The organism is Microcoleus sp. B13-B6, assembly GCF_036705405.1.
In the GTDB taxonomy this organism is placed as follows: Bacteria; Cyanobacteriota; Cyanobacteriia; order Cyanobacteriales; family Microcoleaceae; genus Microcoleus.
This window is the reverse complement of record NZ_JAUBUJ010000002.1, coordinates 1-21,764: the sequence shown is the minus strand read 5'-3', so window position 1 is coordinate 21,764 and position 21,764 is coordinate 1. Positions and strand designations below refer to the sequence as shown.

The 21,764-nt window shown below is 44.1% G+C and carries 21 protein-coding genes; 16 read left to right on the top strand and 5 right to left on the bottom strand.

Translation table 11 applies throughout. The annotated features are described in order from the left end of the window. Window positions 1–11 precede the first annotated feature (11 nt). Window positions 12–491, top strand: a complete 480-nt coding sequence (locus tag QUB35_RS01180) for a helix-turn-helix domain-containing protein (RefSeq protein ID WP_333138583.1) — start codon at window positions 12–14, stop codon at window positions 489–491. After that, window positions 469–1,059: a PIN domain-containing protein gene (locus QUB35_RS01175; RefSeq protein WP_333138581.1), complete on the top strand. Its 591-nt coding sequence runs from the start codon at window positions 469–471 to the stop codon at window positions 1,057–1,059. Before QUB35_RS01180 ends, QUB35_RS01175 begins: the two co-directional genes overlap by 23 nt. Before the next feature lie 59 nt (window positions 1,060–1,118). Here QUB35_RS01175 and QUB35_RS01170 read toward each other — a convergent pair whose 3' ends face one another. Further along, window positions 1,119–1,271 carry a hypothetical protein gene (locus QUB35_RS01170; RefSeq protein WP_333138579.1) on the bottom strand — a complete coding sequence of 51 codons (153 nt, stop codon included), beginning with the start codon at window positions 1,269–1,271 and terminating at the stop codon, window positions 1,119–1,121. 261 nt (window positions 1,272–1,532) lie between these two features. On the opposite strand from QUB35_RS01170, the gene QUB35_RS01165 reads away from it, so the two are divergent. Continuing rightward, complete coding sequence (locus tag QUB35_RS01165) at window positions 1,533–2,228, top strand: hypothetical protein (protein WP_333138577.1); 696 nt, start codon at window positions 1,533–1,535, stop codon at window positions 2,226–2,228. Window positions 2,229–2,373: 145 nt separating this feature from the next. Here QUB35_RS01165 and QUB35_RS01160 read toward each other — a convergent pair whose 3' ends face one another. Then, window positions 2,374–2,688 carry a hypothetical protein gene (locus tag QUB35_RS01160; RefSeq protein WP_333138575.1) on the bottom strand — a complete coding sequence of 105 codons (315 nt, stop codon included), beginning with the start codon at window positions 2,686–2,688 and terminating at the stop codon, window positions 2,374–2,376. Window positions 2,689–3,005: 317 nt separating this feature from the next. After that, window positions 3,006–3,206: a type II toxin-antitoxin system HicB family antitoxin gene (locus QUB35_RS01155; protein WP_333138573.1), complete on the bottom strand. Its 201-nt coding sequence runs from the start codon at window positions 3,204–3,206 to the stop codon at window positions 3,006–3,008. A gap of 126 nt (window positions 3,207–3,332) precedes the next feature. On the opposite strand from QUB35_RS01155, the gene QUB35_RS01150 reads away from it, so the two are divergent. After that, window positions 3,333–3,947, top strand: a complete 615-nt coding sequence (locus QUB35_RS01150; protein ID WP_333138571.1) for a COP23 domain-containing protein — start codon at window positions 3,333–3,335, stop codon at window positions 3,945–3,947. A 285-nt stretch (window positions 3,948–4,232) separates the two neighbouring features. Here QUB35_RS01150 and QUB35_RS01145 read toward each other — a convergent pair whose 3' ends face one another. Further along, window positions 4,233–5,489: a GUN4 domain-containing protein gene (locus QUB35_RS01145; RefSeq protein ID WP_333138569.1), complete on the bottom strand. Its 1,257-nt coding sequence runs from the start codon at window positions 5,487–5,489 to the stop codon at window positions 4,233–4,235. Between the two features lie 424 nt (window positions 5,490–5,913). Here QUB35_RS01145 and QUB35_RS01140 point away from each other — a divergent pair, with 424 nt between their 5' ends. The 12 genes from QUB35_RS01140 (at window position 5,914) to QUB35_RS01085 (ending at window position 19,212) form a co-directional block, all read left to right on the top strand. Further along, window positions 5,914–6,240 carry a DUF433 domain-containing protein gene (locus QUB35_RS01140; protein ID WP_333138567.1) on the top strand — a complete coding sequence of 109 codons (327 nt, stop codon included), beginning with the start codon at window positions 5,914–5,916 and terminating at the stop codon, window positions 6,238–6,240. Between the two features lie 56 nt (window positions 6,241–6,296). Continuing rightward, window positions 6,297–6,644, top strand: coding sequence for a DUF433 domain-containing protein (locus QUB35_RS01135; RefSeq protein ID WP_333138565.1), 348 nt, complete (start codon window positions 6,297–6,299; stop codon window positions 6,642–6,644). A gap of 3 nt (window positions 6,645–6,647) precedes the next feature. Then, window positions 6,648–6,989, top strand: coding sequence for a DUF5615 family PIN-like protein (locus QUB35_RS01130; protein WP_333138563.1), 342 nt, complete (start codon window positions 6,648–6,650; stop codon window positions 6,987–6,989). Window positions 6,990–7,090: 101 nt separating this feature from the next. After that, window positions 7,091–9,793: a protein-arginine deiminase family protein gene (locus QUB35_RS01125; protein WP_333138561.1), complete on the top strand. Its 2,703-nt coding sequence runs from the start codon at window positions 7,091–7,093 to the stop codon at window positions 9,791–9,793. A 323-nt stretch (window positions 9,794–10,116) separates the two neighbouring features. Further along, on the top strand, window positions 10,117–10,386 hold the full coding sequence (locus tag QUB35_RS01120; RefSeq protein ID WP_333138559.1) for a FitA-like ribbon-helix-helix domain-containing protein: 270 nt from the start codon (window positions 10,117–10,119) through the stop codon (window positions 10,384–10,386). Window positions 10,387–10,416: 30 nt separating this feature from the next. Next, window positions 10,417–10,554 carry a hypothetical protein gene (locus QUB35_RS01115; protein ID WP_333138557.1) on the top strand — a complete coding sequence of 46 codons (138 nt, stop codon included), beginning with the start codon at window positions 10,417–10,419 and terminating at the stop codon, window positions 10,552–10,554. A 59-nt stretch (window positions 10,555–10,613) separates the two neighbouring features. Next, on the top strand, window positions 10,614–10,940 hold the full coding sequence (locus QUB35_RS01110; RefSeq protein WP_333138556.1) for a DUF433 domain-containing protein: 327 nt from the start codon (window positions 10,614–10,616) through the stop codon (window positions 10,938–10,940). Window positions 10,941–11,133: 193 nt separating this feature from the next. Then, window positions 11,134–12,057 carry a hypothetical protein gene (locus QUB35_RS01105; RefSeq protein WP_333138554.1) on the top strand — a complete coding sequence of 308 codons (924 nt, stop codon included), beginning with the start codon at window positions 11,134–11,136 and terminating at the stop codon, window positions 12,055–12,057. An 83-nt stretch (window positions 12,058–12,140) separates the two neighbouring features. Then, window positions 12,141–15,116 (top strand): L-glutamate gamma-semialdehyde dehydrogenase, encoded by a 2,976-nt coding sequence (gene pruA, locus QUB35_RS01100; protein ID WP_333138552.1) that lies wholly within the window; start codon window positions 12,141–12,143, stop codon window positions 15,114–15,116. Window positions 15,117–15,307: 191 nt separating this feature from the next. Continuing rightward, the gene (locus QUB35_RS01095; protein ID WP_333138550.1) at window positions 15,308–16,852 is read left to right on the top strand and encodes a glycosyltransferase family 39 protein; all 1,545 of its coding nucleotides are present in this window, start codon (window positions 15,308–15,310) and stop codon (window positions 16,850–16,852) included. 36 nt (window positions 16,853–16,888) lie between these two features. Next, entirely contained in the window at window positions 16,889–18,559 is a 1,671-nt protein-coding gene (locus tag QUB35_RS01090) for a glycosyltransferase family 39 protein (RefSeq protein ID WP_333138548.1), read from the top strand. 173 nt (window positions 18,560–18,732) lie between these two features. Continuing rightward, window positions 18,733–19,212 (top strand): hypothetical protein, encoded by a 480-nt coding sequence (locus QUB35_RS01085; RefSeq protein WP_333101727.1) that lies wholly within the window; start codon window positions 18,733–18,735, stop codon window positions 19,210–19,212. 271 nt (window positions 19,213–19,483) lie between these two features. Here the strand turns inward: QUB35_RS01085 and QUB35_RS01080 are convergent, their stop codons facing one another. Beyond that, window positions 19,484–21,529, bottom strand: a complete 2,046-nt coding sequence (locus QUB35_RS01080; RefSeq protein ID WP_333138546.1) for a S8 family serine peptidase — start codon at window positions 21,527–21,529, stop codon at window positions 19,484–19,486. Window positions 21,530–21,764 lie beyond the last annotated feature (235 nt).

The following is a 21,764-nucleotide window of genomic DNA, read 5'->3' as shown; positions in this document are numbered from 1 at the left end:
GAAACATTTTCATGAAGCGGCAAAAAATACTCCTAGATCCAGTTTTACCGACTGAGGAAGAAACAATAGCTATCCAATTATTGGATAAAATGCTATGTCTCAAGAAAGAAAATGGTGATACTGAGAGATCCAAAGTAAAACTTGTGGAAGTTGGCGGGGAAGCGATCGCACTTCCTGAATCTCTCTATCAATTGTTGTGTCAAGCTGCACATTTAATGGCGGCTGGTAAAGCAGTGTCTTTAGTGCTAATTGAGCAAGATATGACTGTTGAAGAAGCTGCGACTTTGCTCAATGTGTCGCCACAATTTGTAGTCAAATTGCTCGATGATGGGGAAATTGCCTATGGAAAAGTAGGAAACCAGCGGCGGATAAGTTTGGCAAGTGCGATCGCCTATAAACAGCAGCGTAGTGTTAAGCGCCGTGAAATTCTCAAGGAATTAGCTGAGTTTAGCCAAGAAGAGGAATTGCATGAGACTAGAGTATACAGCTAGCAGGTTGATTCCTTATCCTGTAGTTTTGGATTCCTGCGTGATATTTCCTATGCACTTGCGTGATACGCTCTTCCGTGCTGCGGAGATTGGGTTGTATGATTTATATTGGTCGCAAGAAATTTTAGACGGTGCAACTCGCAATCTTGTTAATACTGGAAGGATGAAAAGTGAGAGGGCGGCGCGTTTTGAGGCTGCACTTAAAGAAGCTTTTCCTAATGCAATGGTTGAAGTTCCAGAGAATTTGATTCAACAGATGACTAACGATCCAGGCGATCGTCATGTCGCTGCGGCTGCGGTAGTTGCTAAAGCTCAAGTTCTTGTTACATCCAACCTGAGAGATTTTCCACGAGAGTCTTTAAATCCTTGGGGAATTACGGCTATGCACCCCGATGTTTTTCTGAATCGTCTTTATGAGGTTGCACCGGATTTGATGGCTAATGTAGTCAGCCAACAAGTTGAGGATTTGAAAAATCCACCCCTGACAGTTGATGAATTACTTGTCAGGTTGAGGGAAGAAGTTCCGGTTTTTGCAGATAAGATTCAACGTTATTATGAAAATATTTCGTAAGTTGTAGTTAAGGGCGATCACTATGCAGCCGATTCTGGAATTCTGAAGGATCTGCTGTCTCAAAAAATAGTTCCAACGCTTCGATCAGATTTCGTTCGTCGCGCTGCTTCTATATTGTCACCTTGGCTGGCAATATCGATTTCTGGGCAAAGGGATACATATCCGTCGCCTTCTCGTTCAATAATTGCTGTCAACTGTTGTGTTGACTTCATAATTTGAAGTGGCGGACTGCCAAGCTCAAACAATTATAGTTTTACTTGAGATTATATCACATCTTTCGCTGTTCGGTGGAGACGGGCGATCGCCCTATACAATGCTAGCTTGGTTTAAATAGTCACGGGCGATCGGTGCTAGTCAAATATACCTGCGATCGGAGATTATTTAAATATAAGGAAATCCTAAAGAATTAATATAACGGCAAAAATTGTACTAACCTTAGAGCTAAAGTCAATTCAATTAAAAAATTTTCAACTATGTCAGATAAACCTTTTAACATCCGCCAACTAAATGACCTAGATTATGACGAAGCAGAACCACTCCTGGAAGATTATCAGGAAACGCTAATCGAGCTATTTGTCAATTCTCCCGAAGGAGAAGAATACTGTAAAACTTATCCAGACGTTGGATTTTGGATCTCGCAGTTCATTTATTATGGTTTCGGCTATGAAGGTTTTACGCTGCCTCGCATGAAAGTGGAAGATGTGGCAACTGTAGTCGAAGAGTTGTTTCCCAGGAAAGTGACTTTGCTTTCGCCGGAAGAAGGTGAAAATGCTATCCCAGAATTATTGGCGTTATGGCAATTTTTGAAGCGAGAATTTAAACTGCGAAATGCCACTTCAATTATCAAATACCTGCGGGATATCGAGTCCGAATTTAAGGAGATTATGGAAGATTCCTCTAAATTTGGATTTGCCAAATCCTTTGTAACGATCGGTCATCAAGCAGGGTTTGATATAAGTACAAGGGAAGGTCTAACACAATTTCAGGAGATATATAATGCTAGCATTGCTCCTCTAATTGCAGCTAAAAACTCCGATACATCGGGATTTTCCAGCCAACCGATAAGTGATAGTGCTGTCAATGAATCTAAAGCAAGTAAAGAAAAACAAAAAAAAGCAAAAAATACGGCGGCTGAATCGAGAAAACGCAACCGCACTAAGAAAAAATGAGGTTTAGCAAGTATCTATAGCAATCCTAAATCATTTGCATAATTATTGTAGGGGCAATCCCCCCGTGGTTGCCCGATAGATAGGGGGTAGGCACGGGGGCACTACCCCTACAAATGTATCTGAATCATTTAGGATTGCTATATCCTCACTTCACTCTTCTTCTGATTCTTCTCAGCATCTTGTTAGCTTCTTCCCTCCCGCGAAACTTCCAAACTAATAAATAACACATCAAACAAAACCCGAAGATTCCTAACACGAGCGCACTTTCTTCCGGTGAGTTGGTAGTTCTATCGAACTTCCCACTCTTCGGACTTGCTTGGATGTTGTTAGTTCGATCGATCGTGCGATCGCCCGCTTGCAAGTTAAAATTGTGTTGTTCTATCGCATTACTCTTTTTAAATGTGCGATCGACTTCTTGAAATAAATTCTGCTGTTGGCAATTTGTTAAGGATAATCCCATAAGGATAAAAATTAGGAAATAACAGGGCGATTTCACGATTTTTACTTCCATTTATGGAGAAAGCGACTAAATGAATATAAGACTGACTCGTGGGAAGGCAGAAACCGGGTTTTTTGCGAACAGACTTCGTACACAGCGACCGATTCCGTGAAAAACCCGGTTTCTTTGGTCTGAGTGCGCGGTCAGAAACCGGGTTTTTTGCGAAATACTTCGTACACAGCTACAGATTATCTTAAAAAATCTGTTTCTTTGGTTTGAGTTCGTAAATCCTGCAAATAATTTCTACAATAGCGGTGTATGATTTTCGTAAGTTGTAGTTAAGGGCGATCGCTATGCAGCCGATTTTTGACTTCCGAAGGATCGGCTGTCTCAAAAAATAGTTCCAGCGCCTCGATCAGATTACGTCGCGCTTCTTCTATATTGTCACCTTGGCTGGCAATATCAAGTTCTGGGCAAAGAGATATATATCCGTCACGTTCTCGTTCGATAATGGCTGTAAACTGTTGTGTTGAGTTCATAATACTATAATAGCATTATTCGACATCAGGCAAGTTTTCGGGAATGCGTTACTTGGCTGATGTAGAACTTTTCAACTTAATTATCGCTCTTGTTGTCGATCAAAATTTTATCGAGGATTCTGTACCGTGAGTAATAATGGAAAGTTTTTTAACGCCGCAAATCTGACTGTCGGTGTACTGGGTTTGTTAGCGGCTGTTGTCGGTGCGGGAATTGCTTTTGTTCAAGGTTGGCCGCCTGTAATTTTTGGAAAAAAAGACCATTTTTTCTGCGAACTTCGCCCAGATACTCAGCGGGGCGGTGAGGTTTGGACTGTCATGTACCGTCACGAGAAAGGTGCACAACCTTGGCTAAAAATGGTGACAACTTTGGGTGGTGGTTATACACCGATAAGACGCTGCGAAATAATTTCTGAACGCTTGGAAACCTATCGCAAAGATGGTTTGACTAAGTTAGGTTATCGAGGCGATTCTAATACGCCGGATCAATATGTGATTTGTGCTAAAACTAAGTTGAGTGGCGATAATTGTCCGCTGTTGCTGACGTTGAAGCCCGGTAACGAAACAGAGGCTTATAACTCGTTGCGAGATATTACTGAAGATTTGCGGAACGGTACTGGGGTTTATCAAAATAGCGATGGTAAGGTGGCCACTTCTAATTTTTCTCCGGCTTCGCCAGCGATTGATTTAACTCCTTTTTTGGCAGAGGAGGATCGGATTGCTGGATCTAATTCTGCTAATTGATATTAAACTTATAGGAATTACGCATGGGGTTCAGAAACCGGGTTTTTTACAAAAATACTTCGTCACATCCCGCAGATTCGGAAAAAACCCCGGTTTCTTTGGTCGGAGTGCGTAAGTCCTGATTCATTGAAAAGTTTATTTTGGCTAATTGTTATAACCCTCAAGTTGCTGGCAACATCCTGGCTGGTAAGTCACAGTGCCAGGTATCGGAAACCGAGACACTCCATACCTTTGTGGATTTAGACTCTATCACAATTCTTAATAAAAACTTGAAGCTTTTATAGGTTACAATTTACAAGTCTCTGCATGAGAGAAGAACCCCCACCCAAAATAGCACATTAGGTCTTCGCTTAAGTAACACCCCCATCTACTCCCCCACAACCGACCACCGCTACCTATTATCCCAATAGGGAGGTGAGCTTCCGGTGCATTGATATTAAAATGAAATTCCGAAGCGAATTTTTCTTTCTTTCCTTTCTCCAGCCAGCCGACCGCCTCGCCAAAAGCATACCAGACTTTCTCATTATACTCTTTAGTGCCTCCAAGATTTTCGTAGATACGCTTCTGCACAGAAAAGCCAAAGCGCCCACCACTATATTTTACCCAAAGTCGATCCATCTCTCGCAAATCTGGACAGGAAAAATTTTCAATATCTTGCACTCTTAAATCATCTTTTTTTTGTCTCCCCGCCACCTCTAATATTTTGTTATCAGTTTCCTTATTTGCCTCTTGCCACTTCCCCGCCGCTAATAACTGTTCCAGTTTAGTATAGTCTGCTTTAGCAATGAGTTTATTTTCCAAATTCGACTGATTTGCCAGATAAGTTTGAATCGGAATTCCCCACCGAAAAGTATTAATTTGTACCCCTCCAGCAACTCTTGCCGCCGCTTGTTGCAGCACAGCTTGCTGCTGCGGAGACAAACTTGCTTGCTGACTCTGCAAATCCGCAACAATTTGAGCGTCTGTCTTCCCGTGAACTGCAATCACTTTCCCGCTAGTATCTAAAACAGGCCCGCCACTCATCCCGCCAAAAGTAGAAGCATCATAGGAAATCCCATAACCCTGTTCCAAGACATCCAACCCCGATACCGAACCGCGCACAAATTGTTGTACTAATTTGCGGCTTCCAACCCTATCGGGAAACCCAGAAATGTAGATTTGGTCTGTTTGTTTCACGCTATCGGAATCGCCAAGATTGAGACTCGGATAAGGACAATTTTCCCCAGCAGGCTTAAATGTTACCACAGCTAAATCCAGATTAGGACTTGCTTGGATGCTGTCAGTTTTATAAAGTTTTTGGTCGTTAGTTTGCAGGTTCAAACTGCGCCCTTCCACCACATGACGTGCCGTGAGTACCGTGCAAACTCCCGTTGGCCCCGGCACAATAAAACCCGTACCGTGTCCGCCTTCATTCTGGTAGGAAATCAGCACAATGCTCTTTTTAACTGTTTCGGCAATTTCTTGAGATGACTTCTGCTGTCCGCAGCTTGTTAAGGACAGTCCGATGAGGGTAAAAATTAGCCAGCAAGAGCGGGATTTCATAGATTTTGCTGATACTTTTAGGGAATAAGAGAGTAAATGAATAATTTCTACAACAGTGATGTGTTGTTTTCCAGGTAGGAGATTAACATGAAAGTATACCATTTTTTTGCGATCGTAGTTACGGGTAAGGAGATTGGAGCGATCAAAGGTGAGAAGTGAAGATTTAAAGCCTCTCGATATCTCGCTGGTAGCCAAGTCTAGATCCCCCTAAATCCCCCTTAAGAAGGGGGACTTTGACTGCACTCTTGCCCCCCCCTTCTTAAGGGGGGCTAGGGGGGATCGAGATTTTGTGGACTCACTTATAGCTAATCTATCGACAGCAACGCGTCTTTTCATAAAAAACCCGGTTTCTGGGCCCATGCTAAGCCCTATTCCGTTATAATTTAGCTAGGATATTCTATCTGTAAAAATGGGATAGTAAATAATGACACTCACAGAATTAAAAATCGATCTAGCATCCTTAAATTCAGCCGACAAAGCAGCGGCTATAGAAATTTTACTTCAAACCTTAAGCACTGGTGCTATAGGCATTAAAAAAACTCCCGGCGTGTGTGGCGGCGATGCCTGCGTTGGCAATACTCGCATACAAGTTTGGGTACTTGTTGGTTATCGCCGTCTCGGATGCAGCGATGCTGAACTTTTTAAGTGCTATCCCCATTTGACTGCGGCTGATTTAGTCAATGCTTGGGCTTATGCTGAGGCTTACCCAGAAGAAATTGAACAAGCAATCAAAGAAAATGAGGAAGCTTAAAACATGGCGCGAATTTGCTATAATCTAACTAATATCAAATCCGAACGATCGCACTTATGACTATACAAGAATTAGAAACTCAAGTCTTAACCTTAAATCTTGCGGATAAAGCTAAACTAATCAGCATCCTAACTCAAACTTTAACCAACGGTTCTCTAGGCATTAAAAAAACTCCCGGCGTGTGCGGAGGCGATGCCTGTGTCGGCAATACTCGCATACCAGTTTGGTCACTGGTGTGCGATCGACGTTTAGGTGCTTCCGATGGTATCATCCTAGAATCATTTCCCGATCTAACGGCCGCTGACTTGGTAAATGCGTGGGCTTATGCTGATGCTTACCCAGAGGAAATTGAACAAACAATTAGAGAAAACGATGAAGTTATGGAAGAAAGCGAGGTTTATTAAAAGTTGGCACGTTTTTACACAGATGAAAACTTCCCGCTAGCAGTGGTAGAATTACTGCGGGCTTTGGGTCACGATGTATTAACAGCGAGGGAAGCAGGGAATGCAAATCTTCAAATTCCTGACGAAGATGTGTTAGCTTTTGCTGCGAGCAATTCCCGAACAGTTTTAACACGAAATCGGCGTCATTTCATGCGATTACACATTCAAAACTCTGACCATAGTGGTATTGTTGTTTGCACGGAAGACCAAAATTTTGAAAGGCTGGCGACGCGAATTAATGATGCTATTTCTGCGATCGATACTTTGAACGGTAAATTGATTCGAGTTAACCGTCCTTCCACATGAAAAAAAGCTGCTAGCCCAAACCCATTCTAAAATCTTACAATTAAATCCCCCATTGCTCCCAATATTAGGTAAAATCATTTGGGTGTCTGAGGATAAACTATATGCGCTGGGTTCGATATATTGCGATCGCCATTATCAATGGTTTCGGTGTCGTCATCGGTATTATTTGGGTTGCAGTCCCCACAACAGTGGCTCAACCTTCCCTAAACTACCAACTCGCACTCTCTGGGCGACAGTCAGAGGGCGAAACTCCGCAATCCCTTTCCGAGCTCTACAAATTGCGCGATCGCCTGAAAGTACAATTAGATAACCTTGCCAAAACTTCCGACAGCGCCCCGTTTCCTGGTGAACTTTGGAAATCCGCAATCAACCGCCAGCAATCCCAAACTCTGACGCAGCAACTCCAAAACGTTCAAAGTCAGATTCAAATAGAAGAAAGAGCAAAATATAATTGGGACGATGCTGCTAAATTAGCCGCCCAAGCTGTCGTAATTGGACGCACTTCAAATCCTTCTTCTGCTACTTGGGAAGAGTCCCAGCGGCTGTGGGAGTTGGCTATCAATACCCTGCGACTCATTCCTCACGATTCTTTTTTGGCAGATCGGGCGATCGACAAAACCATCGAATATCAAGGAAACCTCAGTGTCGCTACCTATGAAATGCAAGTCGCACGTTCTATTGAGAAAATTAGAGCCGAGGAAGAAGAGATAAGAGAGCGAGCCCGCAAAGAGCAAGAGAAAAAAGAAATTGCTCGTCGAGAAATAGAGAGAAAAGAGCAAGAGAAAAAAGAACGGGCTAGAAAAGAACTAGAAAGGCAAGAGTTTGAGAAGCAAGAATTAGCCCGTAAAGAACTGGAAAGGCAAGAATTAGCCCGTAAAGAACTGGAAAGGCAAGAGTTTGAAAAGCAAGAATTAGCCCGTAAAGAACTTGAAAGGCAAGAATTCCAAAGGCAAGAGTTAGCTAGACAAGAACTTGAAAGGCAAGAATTAGCCCGCAAAGAACTTGAAAGACAAGAACTTGAAAGGCAAGAATTAGCCAGACAAGAATTAGCCAGACAAGAATTAGCCAGACAAGAATTAGCCAGACAAGAAGTTGAAAGGCAAGAGTTAGCCAGACAAGAATTAGCCAGACAAGAACTTGAAAGACAAGAGTTAGAGAGAAATCAGCAAGCAACTTCTCAACCAACTCCTGAATCAACTGCAACACCAACTCCCGCCCCAGTTACGCCTGCTGCGTCCCCGTCGAACTTTTTGTTTGTGGGAGATACTAACAGAGATGGCCAAATTAACCAGCAAGACGAAGCGGGAAAAGAACAATGGTCTTTGTCCAAGGGCGCGCTAATTTTATTTAACGATCGCAATAACGATCGCGGCAAGATACCGACTTGGAAACAAACCAAAGTTAGCGCTCCCCGCCGTGCAGCAATGCTTTCTCAAGTTAACTTAACACTGTCTGAAAACTTCAAAACCTCTCAACTATTTATCACTGCTGACAGCATTGCTAGCCCTCACATCAGCGTTTTTCAGAAGACGGGCGACGGCTGGCAACCGGTAGATATATCCGGTGCTAAACCTCTAGTTTTCAGCACGAATATTGTTTTAGGTGTCGAAGCCAAACAATTTGCAGATCGCAACTGGAACGGCACTGTTAATCTCAAAGCAACTGCCCAAAACAACGGTCAAGAAATCGCTTCCACAACTATTCAAATGGGCGTTAGTCCTTGGATGATAGCGCCCAATACAGCGCCAGTAACCGAAGTTCAGGTCAGCGACAGAGGCTCGGTCAACAGCGAATTTATCTCCCAACTAAAACAAGCAGTAGAACCCACGGGCGCTAAAGTAAAAATTCTCCAGGGCGATCGCACTTGGATGCAAGATACCCAGAAAAACGGCTACGTTCAACTCCCAGAAAAATCGGAGATCCGCCAGTTTAATGTAGCCATAAAAAGCAATAGCGAGCCAGAGAAAAACCCGCCTCTTAAATCAACTCAAGACCGGGATTTGAAAGTATTTAAAATTGGCAATCCTCGTTCTTTAGACCCTGTAAGTCAGTGGTCTGACGGATACGGCAATTTGCAGGTGACGCCGCCGATTCCCGGACAGCCAATGGGTCGAGTTTATTACGGGAATTCGGGAAATGCTAGTTTTAATCCAGAGGTACTTGATTTTATTCAAGCTCAGAGAATTCAAGGGCCGCCAGTGGATATTGATACTTCTTGGCTTTTGACTCGCCAAGTCGATGAAATTATCAATTTTATTCCCACTCAAACTCCCGGACAATATGTAATGGCGATCGCCAGTCCCGAAGCTGGAGTTAAGCTGTTGGAAGAATTGGAGGGAAGAGGTTACGGCGATGTGGCGATCAATCGTGGTTTGAGCACTGAAACAACTGTCAGCGCCGCTTTGAAAAACCGTGCTTTAATTCAACACAATCTCTATTTGCAAAATCAGAAACTTAATCCGATTATAGAGAAGTTGAAAAGAGAGTTTTTACTCGGAGACGACCAAATTATTCAAGTTCCGGTGATGTTTGGCTACAGCGGTTATGCTTGGTGGCCAAATATGGTCAATTCGGTGCCAGTTAACGGCAAGTTGTTAGTTTCAAATCCGCGCGGGCCAATGATTGACGGTGTAGATTACACTCAGGAAAGATTGCGCCAACTGCTGCTTCCTGCTGGCGTCAGCGTTAGTTTTCTGGATGACAGGTATTATCAAGAATTAAAAGGAAACGTGCAGTCGGCGACGAATACTGTGAGGAAGCCAGAAGAGCGGCCTTTTTGGCAGTCTTTGCCTAATAATTACTAATGGGTAATTGGTAATGAGGAATGGGTAATTGGGAATGGGGAATGGGTAATTTGTAGGGGCGGGTTCACCAACAATACTCGCCTGTAACTGACATCTTGCACCCTTCTCAATTAGCCTTTTAGGAACAGGCAAGATGCCTGTTCCACAAGAAAATCTACTCTTTGTGGAACGGGCATCTTGCCCGTTCTTGAGAATGGTGCAAGATGTGAGCTGTAACGAACAATCTCGTAAACCCGCCCCCACCCAACAGTAAATCTCAATATACCTCCTAAACCCGCATTCCTATGCTAATATTTAGGAAAACTATGCTAGGAGTTTAACAGATGGCTACCCTACAAATAGAAAATATACCAGAGGAATTGTATACGAGGCTGCAAGAGTTAGCCGCGGCTCAAAACCTCTCGATTACCGCGTTTGCGATCGCCATTTTAGAAGCCGAGTTGTCAACACAGACAAAACCCCTCTCAGGAAAAAATAAAAACTCTGTAACAGAAATATTGGCAGAAATCAGCCACCGTCGCGAGTCTCGTCCGGCGAATATGGGGATGATACTAGATAGTACCGCTTTAATTAGAGAGGAGCGCGACAAATAATATCTTGCACCATTTTTATGAACAGGCAAGATGCCTGTTCCACACAAGTACCATTTTTATCAACAGGCAAGATGCCTGTTCCACACAAGTACCATTTTTATGAACAGGCAAGATGCCTGTTCCACACAAGTACCATTTTATTGTCGGGTGGTTTATTTTTACCAGTAAAAAGCTCGATCGCTATAATAGAGATACGACCTTCCCAGCAGCCAAACTCCTGATTAACTATGACACTAAAAGAATTAGAACCGCAACTGCTTTCCCTGAGTCCGCCCGAGAAAGCTCAAGCAATACAGATATTAGCTCAAAGTTTAGCCAACACCTGGCAGGGAATTGAAAAAACTCCCGGTGTAGTCGGCGGTAATGCCAGGATTGCAGGGACTAGAATTTCTGTTTGGGGATTGGTAGAGTCTCGTCGATTAGGTGCAACTGATGCTCAACTTTTAGAAGATTATCCGCATCTTAGTGCTAGCGACTTGAAAAATGCCTGGGCTTATGCTGAAGCATTTCCTGACGAGATTGAAGCAGTAATTAAGTTGAACAATATAGACTAATATCATGGCAGGTTTGTATGCAGATGAACTATCTTCCTTCTAACTTTTGCCTAACCCTCGATAATTAATCCGTGTATCCGTGTCAAACTCTCTTAGAGTGCCTTCTTCCTTCTGCTAGATAATTTCAGTGCAGGCGATCGCACCAGTAACGTAAAATGTCTAAAAGCGGTCTTTGTAAAATAATTTTAGCCCCATGAGCGACGAACAGGAAAAAAAACAAATTTTGACTCAGCACCCGGAAATAATTTCCCCTAGCAGCGATGAGTTCGAGCGCAGTGAAATTGCCAGGGCTGATTCAACTTCCGCATCAGCAGAAACTACCGCAGAAATTGGCGCGCCCGAAGATATTTCAGCGCCAATCGACGCAGCCGAAACAATTCCCGTTACCGCCGATAGTACGCCGGAAACAACTCAAATTACAAGTGATCCGCATCCAACAATTCCAACTGCCAACCCCGAACCCAAACCAGCTCGCTCGTGGCAAATCTTAGCAGTTTTTCTCAGCGGAATCTTAGTCGGTTCCGTCCTTAGTCTCGGCAGTTTGCTAGCGTGGAGAATGTATCAGGAAAGAGCGAACCTTCAAATCAAACTACCCGCTGACGTACCCCTCCCCGAAAGCCCTCCGCCTGTCGCCACAGCGCCCGTCAACCGTCGGCCCGGACTTCCCCCAGCCCCTGGAAATGGACGGCCCGCCACATTCCCTCCGTCGCCCCGTCCCACTCAAATCCCCTCTCTGTCTGGTGTTCCGCAACTTGCTTCGCCGTTGCCTTCTCCTTTGCCGTTGCCTTCTCCAACTCCAACTCCCGCTGCGGTTGAAACCCCTGTAACCGAGCGAGTTTACTTTCAAGCTGGTGCTACGGGAACTACTCTAAGCAGTAGTTTGCGAGCCAACATATCCAGGCGCTACTTACTGGAGTGCAATAGCGGCCAAAGCATGACAATAAATGTTCAAGAAGGTCAAGTTAGCGCAGCAATTATTGCTCCTAACGGTGAAAAGTTAGGTACTGCTGATAGCACAGGTCAGTGGCAAGGTCAATTAGCCAGTAGCGGCGATTATACTATTGAAATTTCAGGCGATCGCCAAGCAAACTACCAAGTTAAAATTGAAGTCAAATAGCAACTATAATTGTATCAGGGGGTAGTTACAAAATACATAAGCCCCCCTGTTGCCAAATACAAATTACCAATTACTTATTACCAATGGTCGCACAAATATCTCCAAGTATCTACGAAGCAAAAACCCAAGAAATTGCCAAAGAAATCCTGAAGGCAACTCAAGACAAAAAGCGATCTTTTTTCGGTCAACTCCAAGACCAAATGCGGTGGGACGACAAACTGATGGATTGGGCGATGGCCAGCCCCGGACTGCGGGTGCAATTGTTTCGATTCATTGACTGTTTGCCGGCACTCCGCAGCAAGCCGGAAATTGCCCGCCACTTGCAAGAATACCTGACCGCTGAAGAGGTAGAATTGCCCGAAGCTTTGAAAAAATTGCTCAATTTTACTAACGCTGAGTCGATTCCTGGACAATTGGCCGCGACGACGGTTGCGCCTGCGGTGGAAACTTTGGCGCACAAGTATATTTCTGGGGAAAATATCAAGCAGGTAGTTAAAACTTTAGAGCGGCTTCGCAAAGATAAAATGGGTTTTACAGTTGACCTTTTGGGGGAAGCTGTTATCACTGAAACTGAGGCGCAAATTTATCTTAACCGCTATTTGGAATTGATGGAGGAACTAGCGAAGGCAGCGAAGAATTGGCCGCAGGTAGATGCAATTGACAAAGCTGACGGCGAAACTCTGCCGCGAGTGCAAGTATCCGTAAAGTTAACGGCTTTTTATTCTCAGTTTGACCCTTTGGATGCTAAAGGTAGTGAGGAGAAAGTAAGCGAGAGAATTCGCATTTTACTGCGTCGCGCGAAGGAGTTGGGCGCTGCTGTTCATTTTGACATGGAACAGTATGCTTACAAAAGTTTAACTCTGACAATTCTCAAAGACTTATTGTTAGAGGAAGAGTTTCGCAGTCGCACGGATATTGGAATTACATTGCAAGCATATTTGCGCGACAGTGCCCAAGATTTGCGAAACCTGATTTCCTGGGCAAAAAAACGCGGAAATCCGGTAACTGTGCGGCTGGTAAAAGGTGCTTACTGGGATCAGGAAACTATCAAAGCCATGCAGAAAGATTGGCCGCAGCCGGTCTACAATGACAAAGTTGCTACCGATGCCAATTTCGAGCAGATGACGCAGTTGCTGTTAGAAAATCACGAATATTTGTATGCAGCTATTGGCAGTCATAATGTACGATCGCAAGCGAGGGCGATCGCCATTGCCGAGACTCTCAATATACCGCGCCGCCGCTTTGAAATGCAAGTGCTGTACGGCATGGGCGACAAATTGGCTAAGCTTTTGGTCGATCGGGGTTATCGCGTCCGAGTCTACTGCCCCTACGGCGATTTGCTGCCGGGAATGGCTTATTTGATCCGCCGTTTGCTGGAAAATACCGCCAACAGTTCTTTCATCCGGCAAAGTTCCGAAGAAATGCCGATCGAACAATTGTTAGCCGCACCAGTTGCTAGTGGAAATGACCAGCTAGTTTACAGCAAAGTATTTCCCAACGTTGCCGATACCGACTACGCCAATACCAAATTGCGGCAACAAGCAGAAACAGCCATCAAATCAGTGCGCGCCAACTTAGGTAAAACCTATTTACCGCTAATCAATGGCGAGTACCAAAATACTGAAGCAACAGTTAACTCACTCAACCCTTCCAATCCCACAGAAGTAGTCGGCACCATCGGATTGATTTCCGAAGAACAGGCCAAACAAGCCCTTGAAGCAGCAAAAGCAGCCTTCACCAGTTGGCGAAAAACCCCCGTCCGACAGCGCGCCGGCGTCCTCCGCAAAGCCGCAGAATTGATGGAACAGCGGCGGCACGAACTATCAGCTTGGATGGTGTTTGAAGTCGGCAAACCAGTCAGAGAATGCGATGCAGAAGTCTCCGAAGCTATTGATTTTTGTCGCTACTACGCCGATGAAATGGAACGGTTGGAACAAGGGAAAAATTACGATATTCCCGGAGAAACTAACCGCTACAGCTATCAGCCGCGCGGCATTTCTTTAATCATTTCACCTTGGAATTTCCCCCTCGCAATTCCCGTCGGCATGACAGTTGCATCGCTGGTTGCAGGTAATTGTACTTTGCTCAAACCTGCGGAAGTTTCCTCAGTAATTGCAGCGAAAATAGCTGAAATATTGCTAGAAGCCGGAATCCCCAAAGGCGTATTTCAATACGTGCCTTGCAAAGGTTCAACGGTGGGCGCTTACATGGTGAAACATCCTGACGTTCACATGATTACTTTCACGGGTTCTCAGGAAGTTGGCTGTCGGATTTATGCCGATGCTGCGATTTTGCAGCCTGGACAAAAACACCTGAAACGAGTAATTGCGGAAATGGGCGGCAAGAATGCAATTATTGTCGATGAAAGTGCGGATTTAGACCAAGCAGTTGCAGGCGTAGTTTATTCGGCATTTGGATACAGTGGCCAAAAATGTTCCGCTTGTTCGCGAGTAATTGTGGTCGAATCGGTGTACGATAATTTTGTGGCAAGATTGGTAGAAGCGACGCGATCGCTCAATGTCGGCCCTGCAGAAAATCCCGGCACTCAAGTCGGCCCTGTGATCGATGCAAATGCCCATTCGCGCATCCGCGAATACATCGAAACAGGTCGCGCCGAAGCTAAAATAGCTTTAGAAATGCCGGCACCAGAAACCGGTTATTTTGTCGGCCCAGTCATTGTTACCGAAGTATCGCCCACAGCCACTATCGCCCAAGAAGAAATTTTCGGCCCGGTTTTGTCGGTGATTCGGGCTCATAATTTCAGCGAAGCGATTGCGATTGCTAACGGCACGAATTTTGCTTTAACCGGCGGATTGTATTCTCGCACGCCTTCGCATATCGATCGAGCCGCATCCGATTTTGAAGTCGGAAACCTGTACATCAATCGCGGAATTACCGGCGCTGTGGTATCGCGGCAACCCTTCGGAGGATTCAAACTTTCGGGAGTTGGTTCTAAAGCTGGTGGCCCGGATTATTTGCTGCAATTCCTCGAACCCCGCACCATAACCGAAAATATTCAGCGGCAGGGTTTTGCACCGATTGAAGGAGTGGATGATTAATCTCAAATTCGTTTGATTAAGATTTGATACCCGACTTCTTAAAGAAGTCGGGTCTATGCTATCATGGTTCCAAAAAGTCGGGGGCACCTATTCTGTTGTTCTAATTGAATTTACTTAAAATGGAATATAGAAAAAATGGTACTCGTCTAAATTCTCACAATCCTTCACTTGACAAGTGGGTGAGATTTTTAATGATAGTTATATTAGTCATGGGTATATTTTTTCGTTTCGCCAATCTCGACAAAAAAGTTTACTGGCTAGACGAAGGTTACACTTCTCTGCGGATTTCGGGTTATACAGAATCGGAATTTGTTCAAGAGTTTGGTGACGGTCAAATCAAGGAAATAAAAAGTCTACAAAAGTATCAGCGGATAAATGCAGATAAAAGCGTTTTTGACACCGTAAAAGGATTGGCAATAGAAGAATCTCAACTTACTCCCCTGTACTTTGTAGCAGTGAGATTTTGGGTGCAACTGTTTGGAGATTCAATCGCAGTAACTAGAAGTTTGTCGGCGGTTTTTAGCGTGCTGGCATTACCTTGTATGTATTGGCTATGCTTAGAATTATTTGAGTCATCGGTGACAGCTTGGTTAGCAGTTGTCATAATAGCTGTATCGCCTTTTCAGGTAGTTTATGCTCAGGAAGCTCGACCTTACAGTTTGTTTGTCATGTTAATTTTACTGTCAAGCGCGGTCTTGCTACGAGGAATGCGCCTAAAAACTAATAGTAGTTGGGCAATTTATGCTGTAACATTAGTAGTTGGGTTTTATTCTCACCTCTTATTTGGAATAGTTGCAATAGGACATGGAATCTATGTATTAATTATCGAAAAATTCCGGTTTAACAAGACGGTAATTGGCTATTTGCTAGCATCAATAGCAGGATTGATTGCTCTGTGTCCTTGGATGATAGCTTTTATAAAAAATTCGGGCAATGCCACTGATAAAACATCTTGGCTGTCTCTGAGAAGACCTGTTTCCGACTTGATGAAAAGTTGGGTATTGAACATTAGCAATCAATTTTTTGATGTGGGATTTTACTGGGAGTTGCCACGACCCTATTTGATATCTACTCTGCCAGTTATTTTAATGATTTTAATAATGGTCGGGTATTCTTTTTATTTACTTGTCAGTAAAACAGAAAGGCGAGTTTGGTTGTTTGTTGTGACCTTAACGTTCGTGATAGTAGGGATTTTATTACCAGCGGACTTAATTAGGGGAGGGATTCGCTCGGTCAACACTCGTTACATGATTCCCTGTTATTTAGGAATCCAGATATCTGTTGCTTATCTTTTTACTCAAGTTCAAGTTACAGCCCAATTACAAAAGCTGTGGAGATTAGCTCTAGTTGTTCTGCTCTCAATTGGAATTGCGTCTTGCTGCCTCTATGTGTCTGCAGATAATTGGTGGAATAAATCTGGCTCTCTTCTTAACGTTTCGATCGCCCGCACAATCAACTCAGCTTCTAAGCCATTAATCATAACAGACTTTTCAGAGTATATTGTATGGGATATCGGCAATTTACTCAGTCTGAGTCACAAACTCGATCCCAAAGCTAAATTATTACTAATGTCACCTACAAATAATCTTGACATACCGGAAAATTTTGACGAGATATTTTTGTACAGTCTTTCTCCCGAATTAAAGACCAAAATTGCCCAAAGTAATCAATATAAAATACAAACAATTTATGCAGAAAATGACGAAATTATCCTAGGCAAAATAGTCACTAAATGATGTTTTATATAGTAACAGCACTTGAGTTTGTTTAAAATGGAATCTACCAAAGATCGCGATCGACTCAATTCTCACAACCCTTCACTTGACAAGTGGCTGCGATTTTTAATTATAGCCGTATTAGTCATAGGTGTTTTATTTCGCTTCGCCAATCTAGATCGCAAATTTTACTGGCTCGACGAAACATATACTTCTTTGAGAGTTTCTGGCTACACCGAAGCCGAAATAATCACAGAAATTTCGTACCAGAAAATAACCTCGCCCTCGGATTTACAAAAATATCAGCAGATAAATTCAGAACACAATTTAACTGACACGCTACATTCTTTAGCAACAGAAGACCCCCAACACCCGCCGCTGTATTACATACTAGCGCGACATTGGGCGCAATGGTTCGGCAGTTCTGTTACAGCAATGAGAAGTTTGGCCGCCGTGATTAGCCTGCTAGTATTTCCCGCAATTTATTGGCTGGCTTGGGAGTTATTTGAATCTTCAGCCGTAGCGTGGATGGCGATCGCACTTTTCGCAATTTCTCCCTACCACATCTTGTTTGCCCAAGAAGCGAGACAGTACAGTTTGTGGACATTAACTACTATTTTATCCAGTGCAGCCCTACTGCGAGCCACGCGCCCTGACAAAAATCAAAATGCTCTCGCCCTTGTGTCTCACTGGGCACTGTACGCAGTCACAGCAGCAATGGGATTTTACACCCACTTGTTATTTGTCTGCGTCGCCGCCGCCCATGCAATCTACATCGCAATCATTGCCAACTGGCGGGATATTAAAACATTTATTGCCTATTATGTAGCAGTTGTAGTAGCATTAATTGCCTCCATCCCTCCCCTGATAAATTCTTTAGAAAACTTCAATCAAATTAGAAGCACAACAGCATGGACAGAACAAACAAATTTCTTAAGATTAGTCAGCAGGTGGGTTGGTTCCGTCACCATAGCATTTTTTGATCTTGGCATCGATGGAACTGCCAACGCCACCCAACTAGCCTTGGTAATTCCAGTTGGGATCATAATTCTAGCTTTAGTCGGCTATGCCCTTTATTATCTATGCCGACAAACACCAAAGCGAGTGTGGTTGATTGTATTGTTATTAATTGCAACCACTGCTTTATTTTTGGCAGTCCCTGATATAATCAAGGGTGGAAGGCGATCGGCAAATCCGCGCTATTTAGTTCCTTGTTATGTGGGAATTCAGCTAGCAGTGGCTTACCTGCTGTCTGCGAAAATTAGTAACAATTTGGAAAAGTTTAAACAGCAAAAACTTTGGAAAATAGTTATAGTTACAGTTTTTGCCGCAGGTATTATATCCGGTGGAGTTAGTTCTCAAGCAGATATTTGGTGGAATAAAGGCAGCGGTTGGTTGCGCGCCTTGGAAGTAGCTGGGACTGTCAATCAAGCCAGCAATCCCCTAATTATCAGCGATGCCAATATCGCACATATCATGCCTTTAAGTTATTACCTAGAACCAAAAGTCAAACTGCTAATAGAACCCCGCTGTTACACTTCTTGCTACAAAAATCGAGAATTGGCAAAGAAAAAACCCCAACCCCCGCAAATTCCCGGCGGTTTCAGCGAGTTGTTTTTATACAGACCGTCCTCTACTTTGCGATCGGCAATTCAGCAACAAAACTATCAAATAGATCCGGCTGACACTGATGTCGATCTTAATTTGTGGAAACTTACCCAAAAATAATCTAAAACATTAAGGCAAAAAACACGGGTTTGGTGCAAAAAAATGTCTTGTTCACTGCGACATATTAACCATAAACGGCCTTTGTGGAAGTATGTCGCAAGTAGAGTTCGATAGGTTGGCTTTTCGTGGTAAGCTAAAAGTTAAGAATAAAAAAATAACATCAAAAATCTCAAATGACAGTCACTGAAACCTCCAACATTCGTAAGCTGCTGTGCGATCCAGACTTAGGGCTGATTCCTCACCTAGAAAAGTGCCTGAAAGATTTGCACTCATCTGCGATCGCCAGTGGAGAGAAATTCAAGGTAGAACCTTACGATATAGAACTCAAAAGCTGCCACACCCAGAAGCATCCCAACGACCAAAAACCCCTCGTCACCCAGTCAGTGTTAATAAAAGTTCCCCTGACTGGGAAAGTTCAAGACAAGATGCACCTATATCTGATCGCAACTGAGTTGCAGAACCAAATCGACGTTAAAATTATCGACTGGAGTGCCTTAGAACGCCGCCAATACGACATTCAGGGCATCCCCTTAAAGCAGCCGATCACCAAAATTGACGGGCAGATGAATTACGAGTTAGTATTCGATCGACCAACCTACTGCTGCATCACCCTGTGTCGCCAATTTGACTTAACTTACGCCGCCAATTTTTAATTTGGCTTGTAGGGGCGGGTTTCACCAACAATATTTAGGTTAATTAACAATCTATAAAACCCGCCCCTATCCCACGGTAAACCCCTTGTACATTTTTCGCATTCAATACAAATCAATGTTGATGTAAATTGTTAGTTGTGTGGCGGCGGGTTTATGTATATTGTTAGTAGAAATTCGATATTGTTGGTGAAACCCGCCCCTACGAAATCTGGTAACAGTATGTCAATCCCATTACCAATTCCCAATTACTAATTACCAATTATCAATTAATTCAAACCGCTCGATTCGCAGTTTCCGCAAGAATCCTCTTAATATCAGCAGGAGTCAGACTCGGATTAGCTTGCAACATCAAAGCTATCACGCCGGATACTTGTGGCACTGCCATTGAAGTACCTGCAAAATATCGATAGGGAATCCCCGGTTGAGAAAGCGGCACAGTTGAATAAACATCACCAGAATCCGCCCTGCCGCCATCGCCGCCCGGAGCAACAAAATAATTAATAGTCTCCGTACCCGCCCGGTTAGAATACTCCCCAAACAAGCCATTTCGGGTAACACCACCGACAGCAATTCCTACCTCATTGGCAAACCGAGCCGGATAATCTACTTGTGGGCGAGCATCATTTCCCGCCGCCGAAATCACGATCGCGCCTTGAGCTTCAGCCGCTCGAATAGCATCCAATTCTTGAGCATTCAACTGTTGACCGCCCAAACTCACATTGATTATCTTCGCTCCATTTGCCACCGCATAATTAATCGCATTAATTTCATCCCGAATTTTACCTACCCCTGCCCGATCGAGTATTTTCAAAGGCATAATCTTCGCAGTCGGAGCCGTTCCAGTAATCCCAACCCCATCTTTTTTCGCAGCAACTAAACCCGATATATGAGTGCCGTGATTGTTATCATCCATCGGGTCATTATCGTTATTGACAAAATCCCATCCTCGGAAATCGTCAACAAACCCATTGTTGTCATCATCAACCCCGTTGCTAGCTTTATTGCGACCGATCGCATCAACGCCGGTTTCCCCCGCATTGCTCCAAATATTCCCCGTCAAATCCGGGTGATTGTAGTCAACTCCGCTGTCGATAACTGCCACCACAATTCCGTCTCCAGTCAACCCCTGGGCCCAAACTTCTGGAGCTTTAATTAAATCTCTGCCCCACTCGTCGCCGCCCAAATCGGGAACATCAGGAAAAGTTGCAGTACCTTGAGCTTTAGCAACTGCCGCCGCTGCATTCACCAAACCGAACCCAAAACGAGAGTCAAAACCTTGCAAGTTGCTCGCATTGTTAGGAGAAACAGTTGCAGGGGTTGCAGACAGATTGAGGGTGAAATCTGTACTGCCTTGGTATTGATAAACTCGAACAAAGTAAGTTCCTGCGTCTAAACCATTGATATCGATCGACTCCGGCGATAAATCCAATTCTTGAGAAGAACCAATAATGTCGGTGAAGTCAATAGAATTGTCGCCGTTAAGATCTTTAATTAGAGCAACATCAACATCCGCCGTCAAACCGCTAACAGTTAATTTAAAGTCGCTAGTTGCAGGCAAAGTAAAGCGGTAAAGGCCGTCTGGCCGGGCCTTGCTAAGCGAGTCTGCGATTGTTTGAGTGCCGCCCAAAACGCCTAAATCGCGAGCTTGATCCAGTTGGTTGCCCAATACGGTAGTTGCAGAGATGAATGTATCGGCGAGGTCTTGTGGAGATGCGTTGGCTACCAAGCCTAAAATAGCATTGGATTGGCGAATTTTAATTAATGTATTGGAAATACCCGGGGCGATCGATATTTCTTCGAGAATTAAGTCAGCTTCGGTAAGATTGTCAGTCAGTCCGATCGAATCCACAAAACTGTTAAAGTCAGTAATAACGTCTGCAGCCGCCGGATCGGAGACTGCGGAGTTGCTGCGGAGGACAAAGGTATCTGGGCCCAAACCCCCTGTCAGCGTATCTTTGCCACCATCCCCCACTAAAACGTCGCTGCCAGAGTCACCGTTGAGGGCGTCATCTCCCTTACCTCCCTGCAAGGTATCGCTGCCGGCATCGCCAAACAAGATGTCGCTGCTGACACCACCGTTAAGTACATCGTTGTCTGCACCCCCTAACAGCGTATCGGAATTGCCACCGCCGAGAATGCGATCGTTACCATTATCACCGCTAATTATTTCGGCATCCGACGAACCGACAATAAAATCGTTGCCGCCGAGGGCAAAAAATCCGTTAGGATAAGGAGTCACAAAGCCCGGAGTCAAGGCGAAACTATTGGGGCTATCATCTAAAAGATAGGAAAGACCGTCAGGGCTCGGGCCGGGCATAGAAATGTACTCCTAGTGAGGTATATCGATCTAAATTTTAGATTTTAAATTTAAGTTTGTGGTTAAAAACGCCCTAAATAGTCTGTAATGCGCGCATTACAGACAGTCTGTAGAGGTCTGCATAGGTTAGGTTAAACTGAGATGTTCCACCCTTCTCAATTACTTGTTTAGGAACAGGCAAGATGCCTGTTCCACAAGAAAATTCATCTTTTGTGGAACGGGCATCTTGCCCGTT